The following is a 2,756-nucleotide window of genomic DNA, read 5'->3' on the forward strand; positions in this document are numbered from 1 at the left end:
CCGCCGTAATGGCTTCCCAGCCCTTGTTCCGGTGCGAGCCGGCCTCCCCTGCCCTGACGCTGAGGACCCTGTTCAGCAGCAGCACACCCTGGTCCGCCCAGCCGCTGAGGTCACCGTGAACTCGCGCCGGCAGCCCCAAGTCGGCGTCGAGCTCCTTGTAGATATTGGCCAGGCTGCGCGGGATGGGCCGGGTGGCGCCGTCCACGGCGAAGGACAGCCCGACCGCGTGGCCGGGGGTCGGATACGGGTCCTGGCCCACTATCAATACCCGGACGCCCGCCAGGGGCTGCCGGAACGCCCGCAAAACCTTTGACGGCGCCGGCAGGACATCGTGGCCGCCGGCAACTTCGCGGCCCAGGAAAGCCAGGACGTCGCGCAACTGCCCCTCGACCGGGGCCAGCGCCCCGGCCCAGTCGGCAGCCACGAGTTCATTCAATGGCAGGCTGGCCATCTCCGCGAAGCTGACGGATTGGCTCGGCGCGGGCACCAGTTCGAAGAGGGCATCGGAATCAAGGGAGTCGGTGTTAGGCACAGGGCCCATTCTCGCAGGGTGGCAAATGACAACCCTGTTATTCGCCCGTAGCATGGGGGAAGACTTTTCACCGGATCCAGCCGTACCGGACCAAGCAGGGAGTGTGTCATGGCCGAACAAGCGCAAGAGCCCCTTTCGACGGCGGAATCGCCTGCCGCCGGGACCAGCCCCGAGTCGCCGCTGAGCAGCCGGGACCAGCAGATGCTTGCGCTGGAACGGCAATGGTGGAAGTACGCCGGCGCCAAGGAACAAGCCATCCGCGAGCTCTTCGACCTCTCCGCCACGCACTACTACCAGATCCTCAATGCCCTCATCGACACCGAGGATGCACTGGCCCACGATCCCATGTTGGTGAAGAGATTGCGTAGACTACGTACGTCACGCCAACGTGCGCGAACTGCCCGCCGTTTGGGCTCAGACGCGTAAAGCACAGCCGGATGCGCGGATTCCCGCGCGGAAGCAGGCGTGGTCAATTCGTCAGAAATCAGCAAGGACACCGTTTCACCATGACCAAATACGCTCGGGATGAATTTGATCGGGTCCCGGAGACCTCCGCACGTCAGGGTGTCCACCGGGCAGTTGCCGAATCCCGCCACCGCCGCCGTCTGGTTCCCATCCTGGCCGTCGGCGCCGCAGCCCTGGCCATCGGCCTGGTGGCCTTCCTGTTTATGCCGAAACTCGGCTTCACCTCCGCCGGAGACACCCTGGCGGTATCGGCTGAGCAGAGTGGCAGCAGCGCCGCTGCGTCCCCCGCTCCCACGGCGTCCGGCGAGGCCCCCGCGAGCCAGGCGCCCAGCGAGACCCCGCCCCCGTCTGGGACGCCCTCCGCTACCCCCTCGGCGGTTGCCGCCATCGATAAGACCCAGCCGGTGGCGGTCTTCAACGGCACCACGACTGCGGGGCTGGCGAACCGCGTGGGCGGTACAGTCTCCACCGCGGGCTGGACCCTCGGCACACTCGGAAACTGGGGCGGGGCGCCCCAGCAGCGCTCCGTGATCTTCTACAGCGGCGCCGCGCAGAAGGGCAACGCCGAGGCCCTGGGCCAGCTCCTCGGCATCCCGACCGTGGTGGACTCGGCCGAATTCCAGCTGCCGCTCGTCGTCGTCCTGGCTCCCGGTTTCAAGTAATCCGTTCCGGTGACGCCTGAATAACTATTGGCTGCCGGAACCGTCCCCGTCCTGCGCCACTGCCTGAGGCTGTGGGTACAGTATTTGCATTCCGAGGCCCACCTTGTGGTGGGGCGCCCGCCAGCCGACTGAAAGTGTGGACACCATGGCATTGGGAACCGTCAAATGGTTCAACGCCGAAAAGGGCTACGGCTTCATCACCGTGGACAGTTCCGGGGCCGACGTCTTCGTGCACTGGTCAGCCATAGCGGGGGACGGCTACCGGGCCCTGGACGAGGGCCAGCGCGTGGAGCTCGAAGTCGGCGAGGGCGAAAAAGGGCCGCAGGCCGAAAGCGTCCGGCCCGCCCCGTGACCTTCACCGCCGCAGCGAACGCGCCGCAGGACCCTGCCGAAAAAGCCACTGCCCGAAAGGCCGCCGCCAGCACAGTCCGACGCCGGGTTGTGGCCCTGCAGCTGGGCCGGGCCGCCGCCGTGGCGACAGTGGCAGCGTTGACCACCACCGCATGCCTGGGCCCGACGGGCGGCGCCCGCGTGCAGCAGGCCGACGCGAGCGGTGACGGCACCCTGCGGATCGGGTTGATCCTTGACAACACCGGCCCGCAGAATTTCCTCAACGCCCCCCAGTTGGCCGCCGCGAAACTTGCGGTCAAGGAAATCAACGCTGCCGGCGGTCACAAGGGCAAGCCAGTGGAGTTGCTCCCGACAACCATCAGCGGGGACACCGCAGCGCAGGCAAAGGCGCTGGTTGCGGCCAAAGCCGACGTCGTCATCGGTCCGACGGACTCCAGCCGGGCGCCCGCCGCCATCGATGTCCTGTCCAATGCCAGGATCGCCATGATTTCGCCCGCTAACTCCGCCAGCGGGCTCAGCGGCTATGAGAGCAAGGGCTACTACTTCCGCACCTCGGCGGCCGACATCGCGCAGGCCCCGGTCCTCGTCAAGCTCGCCAAGGACAGCGGCGCGGCGACTATTGCCGTCGTGTACGAGGAAGGCAGCTACGGCAAGGACGTGTCCAACGCCGTGGCCGCCGCGGCCAAACAGTCCGGCCTCGGGACCGTCGCCGTCACCGGGTTCGCCCCGGGGCAGGCGCAGCAGGC

The 2,756-nt window shown here is 67.6% G+C and carries 3 protein-coding genes and 2 pseudogenes (1 of these 5 only partly in view); 4 read left to right on the plus strand and 1 reads right to left on the minus strand.

Features of this window, described 5'->3' with window-relative positions; all coding sequences use genetic code 11:
• Window positions 1-451: pseudogene (locus K789_RS22745) on the minus strand (uracil-DNA glycosylase); it reaches 258 nt to the left of the window's first position.
• 189 nt (window positions 452-640) lie between these two features.
• Here K789_RS22745 and K789_RS0109465 point away from each other — a divergent pair.
• The 4 genes and pseudogenes from K789_RS0109465 to K789_RS26155 form a co-directional block, all read left to right on the plus strand.
• Window positions 641-958 carry a DUF3263 domain-containing protein gene (locus tag K789_RS0109465; protein ID WP_024366550.1) on the plus strand — a complete coding sequence of 106 codons (318 nt, stop codon included), beginning with the start codon at window positions 641-643 and terminating at the stop codon, window positions 956-958.
• 80 nt (window positions 959-1,038) lie between these two features.
• On the plus strand, window positions 1,039-1,659 hold the full coding sequence (locus tag K789_RS0109470; protein WP_024366551.1) for a LytR C-terminal domain-containing protein: 621 nt from the start codon (window positions 1,039-1,041) through the stop codon (window positions 1,657-1,659).
• Window positions 1,660-1,804: 145 nt separating this feature from the next.
• Window positions 1,805-2,011: a cold-shock protein gene (locus tag K789_RS0109475; RefSeq protein WP_029704816.1), complete on the plus strand. Its 207-nt coding sequence runs from the start codon at window positions 1,805-1,807 to the stop codon at window positions 2,009-2,011.
• A gap of 179 nt (window positions 2,012-2,190) precedes the next feature.
• A pseudogene (locus tag K789_RS26155) lies at window positions 2,191-2,697 on the plus strand (ABC transporter substrate-binding protein); the annotation flags it as partial.
• Window positions 2,698-2,756: the final 59 nt, after the last annotated feature.

The organism is Arthrobacter sp. TB 26, assembly GCF_000427315.1.
Lineage (GTDB): Bacteria > Actinomycetota > Actinomycetes > Actinomycetales > Micrococcaceae > Arthrobacter.